4 protein-coding genes are annotated in these 7344 nt (G+C 45.6%); 3 read left to right on the top strand and 1 reads right to left on the bottom strand.

Going from position 1 to position 7344, the window contains the following annotated elements:
* Positions 1 to 4385: tandem-95 repeat protein (locus tag NDJ01_RS03210; RefSeq protein WP_258586243.1), on the bottom strand; the 4385-nt coding region annotated here is incomplete at its 3' end.
* Positions 4386 to 4785: 400 nt separating this feature from the next.
* Between NDJ01_RS03210 and NDJ01_RS03205 the strand changes: the two genes are divergently transcribed.
* The 3 genes from NDJ01_RS03205 to NDJ01_RS03195 all read left to right on the top strand — a co-directional run bounded on the left by NDJ01_RS03205 (position 4786) and on the right by NDJ01_RS03195 (position 7234).
* Positions 4786 to 6096 carry a TolC family outer membrane protein gene (locus tag NDJ01_RS03205; protein WP_258586242.1) on the top strand — a complete coding sequence of 437 codons (1311 nt, stop codon included), beginning with the start codon at positions 4786 to 4788 and terminating at the stop codon, positions 6094 to 6096.
* 2 nt (positions 6097 to 6098) lie between these two features.
* The gene (locus tag NDJ01_RS03200; RefSeq protein ID WP_046874949.1) at positions 6099 to 6713 is read left to right on the top strand and encodes an OmpA family protein; all 615 of its coding nucleotides are present in this window, start codon (positions 6099 to 6101) and stop codon (positions 6711 to 6713) included.
* Positions 6714 to 6880: 167 nt separating this feature from the next.
* Complete coding sequence (locus tag NDJ01_RS03195; protein ID WP_005395049.1) at positions 6881 to 7234, top strand: DUF2750 domain-containing protein; 354 nt, start codon at positions 6881 to 6883, stop codon at positions 7232 to 7234.
* Positions 7235 to 7344: the final 110 nt, after the last annotated feature.

The raw sequence follows: 7344 nt of genomic DNA, 5'->3' as shown, positions 1-7344 counted from the left end.
TTGACCGGCGTCACATTGACTTCAACGGTAGTGAATTCGGATACTCCGCCTGATGTCACGACATAAGTGAACGTATCTTTGCCGACGTAGTTGTCATCTGGTGTGTAGGTCACCGTGCCGTTGTTATTCACAATGACGGTGCCATTTTTAGGACCATTATCGGCGTCCAAAGACACCACTTTATCAGTGCCTTCGAACGTGTCGTTACCTAAGACGTTAATGATGATTGGTGTGTCTTCGACTACATCCGCACTATCAGCCTCAATGTCAGCTACTGGTGCTACCGTAAAGTTCAGCGTTTGACTTACGCTTTCACCGCTTGGGTCTTTAGCTGTGAACGTAATTGTCTCTTTGCCATTCCAATCCGCAGTCGGAGTGATGGTAGCAACACCATTCACAATAGAAATTTGGATGTTGTTATTGCCAGAGACTGAGAATTCTAGCGAGGAATCGGAATCTTTGAATACTTCATTCAAGTCGATCGTGTATGCATCGAAATCTTCCGATAGCACTTGATCTGAGATGACATTATCAACAGTCGGCGCATCGTTAACACGATTCACAATCAAACTATCACTGTCGTTAGCCGTTGGATTAACACCATCCGATACTGACGCGCTAATAGTCAGGTCTTTAAGGTTAAGTTCGTCGTTGTTAACCGCATCGACGCCTGCTTGAGTCAGCTTTACTTCATCGCCAACTAACACAAAGTAACCGTTTGAGTTGTTTTCTAAAGAAACGGTTAATTGGTCTTCTGGCGTATCAGAATCAGCGACTTCCAACGTCGCCACTACCGTATCGGTGCTCACTGCGTTTTCAGTGATGCTTTCTACGGCATCAACCTTGATAGTTGGCGCGTCGTTTACTGGATTTACTGTAACGGTTACCTTCGCTTCGTCGGTCAATTGACCGTCCGTTACAGTGTAGGTAATTTCAGCGTCGCCATTGAAGTTTTCTGCAGGAGTGAAGACGAGTTTTCCATCCACCACTTCAACCGTGCCCAGCTCTTTAGGTACAGAGGCTGATTCAATACTCAGCTTATCGCCATCCAAATCATTGTCGTTTGGCAGGACATCAATCGTCACTGGTGTGTCTTCGTCAGTAATCGCCGTGTCATCTTTTGCCACTGGCGCATCATTCACTGGCGTCACATCAACGCTCACCGTGGTGGATTCCGATACCCCGCCTGACGTGACAATGTAGGTGAAGCTGTCTGTACCGTGGTAGTTGTCGTTTGGCGTGTAAGTTACGCTGCCATCAGGGTTGACCGAGACCGTGCCGTTAGCTGGACCGTTATTGGTATCAAGCGACACCACTTTGTCGTCGCCTTCGAACGTGTCGTTATCTAAGACCTTGATGATGGTCGCCGTGTCTTCCAAAACCGTCGCTTTGTCTGCCACGATGTCCGCCACAGGCGATACTGTGAAGTTCACCGTTTGGCTAACGCTTTCGCCGCTTGGATCGGTGGCGGTAAAGGTCAACGCTTCTGAGCCATTCCAGTCTGCCGTTGGTGAAATGGTCGCGATGCCGTTCTCTATTGAGACATTGACATTGCTATTACCAGAGACGCTAAACGTTAACTCGCCATCCACGTTATCCACATCGCTGAAGGCGGTATTTAGAGCGATGGTGTATGGCATAAAGTCTTCTGCCAAGGTTTGGTCTGCGAGGTTGCTTTCAACCGCAGGCGTATCGTTCACCGCATTCACCGTGACATTGACCGTCGCTTGGTCAGTCAGTGCACCATCAGTGATGGTGTAAGTGATTTCGGTGTCGCCATTGAAGTTCTCAGCCGGTGTGAAGACCAGTTTTCCGTCAACAATTTCAACCTTACCTTGTGCTTCAGGTACAGACGCAGATTGGATCGACAACTTATCGCCATCCACATCAGTATCGTTTGGCAGGACATCGATCGTCACTGGTGTGTCTTCGTCAGTAATCGCCGTGTCATCTTTTGCCACTGGCGCGTCGTTGACCGGCGTCACATTGACTTCAACGGTAGTGGATTCAGACACACCGCCTGATGTCACGACATAAGTGAACGTATCTTTGCCGACGTAGTTATCATCTGGTATGTAGGTCACGGTGCCATCAGGGTTGACCGAGACCGTGCCGTTAGCTGGGCCTTTATTGGTATCAAGCAACACTACTTTATCGTCGCCGTCAAACGTGTCGTTACCTAAGACGTTAATGATGGTTGGTGTGTCTTCGACTACATCCGCACTGTCTGCCTCGATGTCCGCCACAGGCGCAACCGTGAAGTTCACCGTTTGGCTAACGCTTTCACCGCTTGGATCAGTGGCAGTAAACGTTAGGATTTCTGAGCCGTTCCAGTCCGCGGTTGGAGTGAACGTAGCAATGCCATTGACGATCGCCACTTGAATGTTGCTGTTGCCAGAAACGCTGAAGCTCAGCTCGCCATCAACGTTATCCACGTCGCTGAACGCGGTATTCAGATCGATCGTGTATGGAGTGAAATCTTCCGCCAAGGTTTGGTCTGCGAGGCTGCTTTCAACCACAGGCGTGTCGTTCACCGCATTCACCGTGACATTGACCGTCGCTTGGTCAGTCAGTGCACCATCAGTGATGGTGTAAGTGATTTCGGCGTCGCCATTGAAGTTCTCAGCCGGTGTGAAGACCAGTTTTCCGTCAACAATTTCAACCTTACCTTGTGCTTCAGGTACAGACGCTGATTGGATAGACAGCTTATCGCCATCCACATCGGTGTCGTTTGGCAGAACATCAATCGTGACAGCAGTATCTTCGTCAGTAATCTCCGTGTCATCTTTTGCCACTGGCGCATCGTTCACTGGCGTGACATCGACGTTCACCGTGGTGGACTCCGATACCCCACCCGATGTAACGATGTAGGTGAAGCTGTCTGTACCGTGGTAGTTGTCGTTTGGCGTGTAGGTTACGCTGCCATCAGGGTTGACCGAGACCGTGCCGTTGGCTGGACCGTTATTGGTATCGAGCGACACCACTTTGTCGTCGCCTTCGAACGTGTCGTTACCTAAGACCTTGATGATGGTCGCCGTGTCTTCCACAACCGTCGCTTTGTCTGCCACGATATCTGCCACAGGCGATACTGTGAAGTTCACCGTTTGACTGACGCTTTCGCCGCTTGGATCGGTAGCCGTAAAGGTTAGGGTTTCAGAGCCATTCCAGTCTGCGGTTGGAGTGAACGTAGCAATGCCGTTGACGATCGCCACTTGAATGTTGCTATTGCCAGAGACGCTAAACGTTAACTCGCCATCAACGTTATCCACATCGCTGAAGGCGGTATTTAGATTGATGGTGTATGGCGTAAAGTCTTCTGCCAAGGTTTGGTCTGCGATGTTGCTCTCAACCACAGGCGCGTCGTTTACCGCATTCACGGTGACGTTAACCGTCGCTTGGTCAGTCAGCACACCGTCGGTGATGGTGTAAGTGATCTCAGCATCACCATTGAAGTTTTCTGCCGGAGTGAAAACAAGCTTACCATCGACAATCTCAACGATACCTTGCTCTTCTGATACAGAAGCAGAAGTAATGGATAAATCGTCACCTTCAATGTCACTGTCGTTAGCGAGCACATCAATTACAACCTGGGAATCTTCGTCAGTTTGAATCGCATCGTTAGTCGCTATTGGCGCATCATTAACAGGCTTAATATCTAAATTAGCAGTGCCATTAATAACACCCCCATCGTCATCAATGATGTCATAGGAGAATGACACTTCAGTATCATCATCAGCTTCTGGTATATAAGTCCAAGATCCATCGTTGTTATCAATTAAAGTGCCATTCCCACTCTCAATAGTAACGTTTGTAACGATAAGAGTATCAGCATCGTCAATATCGACATTTGATAGTAGTTCTTCGGTAGTTATCGTGATGGGATCGCTATCTTCTTCGATAGCGCTTAATGTCACTGGAGAATTAGTAAGCGGTTTATTTGAGCCATCTCCACTGGTTTCTATATTTGTTGCGAAAAAGTCATTTAAGGTCAACGCTTGTGTTTCAGATAAACCGAGGGATTCCAAGCCAATAGTTTCAAAATTTGTTGAAGCCAGTACTTCAGTGCCATCCCGTGCAATCGTGGCACTATTTTGTAAACTTGAACCACTGTTTTCACCCGCAGCTGGCGCGAGTTCTTCATCAACTATAGAAGGGTCTTGACCTTGCTCAATAGCACCAATAATTCGTGCCACATCATCAGAAATATCTTTTGAGCCTTGCTCTTCAGTTAGTTGAATGTTCAAATTTAGAGGTGCAGCATCTGTCGTTGCCACTACCACTTCACCTGGTAGGGGCTGTTGTCCTTCTGTTAGGACTCTCAGCTCCCCATCTAAACCTATTACGACGACTTGATTACCGAGTGACACTAACGCTGTACGATCCATATAAATCTTAACCCTAAATAACTGTCAAGTTTTTGACTAACAATACTAATTTGCTATATATTGCCTGATTATATAGTGCAATAACAGCAATTTGATGCTCAATTAAGTAATTATGTGTCATACATCAATAAGAATCCAGGCGCATATTTGTCTTATTTTAATAAAAGACGCTCAACTCTTGTTAAACATCAATTTCACTTTAAAATCGGGATCCTTATTCAAAATTTAGACCCGCCAAATGAATTAATTTATCAAGAATGAAACAAATGAACAATGAATCAACAGGTTACTTCATCGTGTATTAATGTTATTGTGCGCTAAATTATTGACGCCCTTATAGGTATCCCACTTATAAGCCCTCTCACCTCGAGAAATTTTATTATTATCTAGGAGAATCACAGTGAAGTGGACTCGTGCCAACGCCTTTTGCATTGGTGTGTTCGCAGCTAGTCATGCTTTTGGGCAAACACTAGAGCAAGCGGTTGAAAACACATTAAAAACCAATCCTGACATCAAAAGTGCGTTCAATGAATTCGTTAGCAAGCAGTATGTGAATGAAGCATCTGGCGGTGCTTACCTCCCATCCGTAGATTTAGACGCCGGTATCGGTTATGAAGGCATTAACCCCGCAGAAACAGGGCGAGATCCAACGGATCTGACAAGAAAAGAAGCCACCGTGACACTAACCCAACTGATATGGGACGGTTCTGCGACACTTAACGATATGGATCGAACAGCAGCTGACGCAGAATCAGTTCGTTATCAACTGCTCGCTGATGCTCAAGACACGGCACTCGAAGTGGCAAAGGTTTACTTAGATTCAGTAAAAGCTTATGAAATTCTTACACTTTCAGAAAACAACTTGAAGGTTCATAAGAAGATCTACGAAGACATTAAAAAGCGAGTTAACTCAGGACTTGGGTCTACCGCTGACCTAACTCAAGTAGAAGCTCGTTTAGCAAAAGCTCACGGTAACTTGGTGGCGGCTCAGAACAACTTATATGACAGCCACACCACGTTTACACGCCTTGTCGGACAGTCCCCACAAGGATTGATTTTTCCGCGAGCGGACCAGAACTTTATTCCCTACACCATAGATGAAGCAATTGACTTGGCATTTGAATCGCATCCAGTAATCAAAATTTCGATGGCAGATGTAGACTCGGCTAAGTTCCAATATAAGCAATCTAAGGGAACTTACTATCCAACGATATCTGTAGAAGCGGCTCAAACGTGGCGTGATGATGCAAGCGGTATCGAAGGAAGCAGTGATGAAACGACAGCGATGCTGCGTATGCGTTACAACCTCTTTAATGGTGGTAGTGATGTCGCCAATGCTGAAAACTTTGCCTATCAACTAAACAAAGCCAAAGATCTACGAGAACGCGCATACCGCAGCGTTGAAGAAGGGCTTCGTCTATCATGGAGCGCGCTAGATTTAACGCTTCAGCAAAAAGAGTTTCTGGCGGATCACGTAGATTCGGCATCTGAAACTGTTATCGCCTACGAGAAACAGTATCGCATCGGTAAACGAACCCTTCTGGATTTGTTAAATACTGAGAACGAGTTATTTGAAGCGAGAAAAAACTACTTGGATGCTAGATATTCAGAGCAATACGCGAAATACCGTGTAATGAATGCGACCGGCCAATTGTTAAATGCCTTGCGAGTCGATGTGCCTACGAAATGGAATGAAAAGGTGGAGTACTAATCATGAAACCAATGAAAATTCTATTTGCATTAAGCCTTCTCGCCGTTACTCAACAGGTTGTTGCTGAAGACGAGTATGACTATCGACCTGTACCAAGTGCAGAGCAAATCGCTGACCTTCAAGATGAAGATAACGATGGCGTCATCAACGCTCGAGATATGTGCCCTGGCACACCGGAAGGCTCAGAAGTCGATAATGACGGTTGCGGCGAATACATTAAAGCATCAGATAACATGCAAGTGAGAATACTTTTTGCCAATGATTCTGATGAAATCAATCCCGTGTTCAGAAGACAAGTACGTGAACTGTCCGATTTTTTAAAAGAATACCCTACTACGTCGATCGAACTGCACGGCTACGCGAGTAAAGTTGGTGGCTCTCAGCACAACCAAGATCTATCAGAGAGACGAGCGCGCAATGTCCGTGAGGCGCTATTGAGCTACAACATCGAACCGAGCAGAGTTCGTATTGTTGGCTTTGGTGATACTCACCTAGCGCAACAAGGTACCGATGAAGTCAGCCACGCTTTAAACCGCCGAGTAACTGCTTCTGTCGTTGGTTATAAAGGCGAGATTAAAAAAGAGTGGACAATATTCACTACCCTCCCTGAAAGGTAAAAATATCTGTATTAATGTTTGTTCAAACAAGCATTAATAAACCTAGAACAACATAAGAAAAGGAGCTTCGGCTCCTTTATTTTTACTCATTGCAATAACCGTATTATGCTTTAGGAATCGGCACTTTAGTGTTACCCTAGCGGCGTCATAACAACGAGAGTTTTGAAATGAGCAAACTTACATCAGATATCCAAGCAAACCTTGACCTTTTTGTTGCAGAAACAAAAGAAAACCAACTGGTTTGGGGTTTACGCAATGAAGAAGGTTGGCTATCTTGCGATTCAACTGAATTCGAAAACAGTGAAGTCATGCCTTTCTGGTCTTCTAAAGAAGATGCAGAAGCGCACAATGTTGAAGAATGGGCTGACTTCACTGTACTAGAAATCCCACTAGATATCTTTGTTGAAGATTGGCTTTTAACTCTTGCAGAAGATGGTGTTCTTGTTGGTACTAACTGGAACGATCAGCTAGAAGGCAAAGAAATGGAGCCTCAAGATCTAGCTAAGCTTTACATTGCATAACGACTTCTAGACCTCAACTTTATGTTGGGGTCTTTCTTTTTATGCTCTTTTTTGATATGTCGACCAAGTGCATAGTTTTCCTATTCTTTTTCTTCGTACACCCAACTCAA

The sequence above is a fragment of the Vibrio sp. HS-50-1 genome (genome assembly GCF_024747315.1).
Classification (GTDB): Bacteria; Pseudomonadota; Gammaproteobacteria; order Enterobacterales; family Vibrionaceae; genus Vibrio; species Vibrio diabolicus.
Note: the sequence above shows the minus strand (reverse complement) of the source record. Positions and strands in the feature narration are given on the sequence as shown.

Bases quoted from the DNA above. Each gene is read 5' to 3' on its own strand.
- NDJ01_RS03200 (WP_046874949.1), top strand. From the start codon at position 6,099: ATGAAACCAATGAAAATTCTATTTGCATTAAGCCTTCTCGCCGTTACT.
- NDJ01_RS03195 (WP_005395049.1), top strand. From the start codon at position 6,881: ATGAGCAAACTTACATCAGATATCCAAGCAAACCTTGACCTTTTTGTT.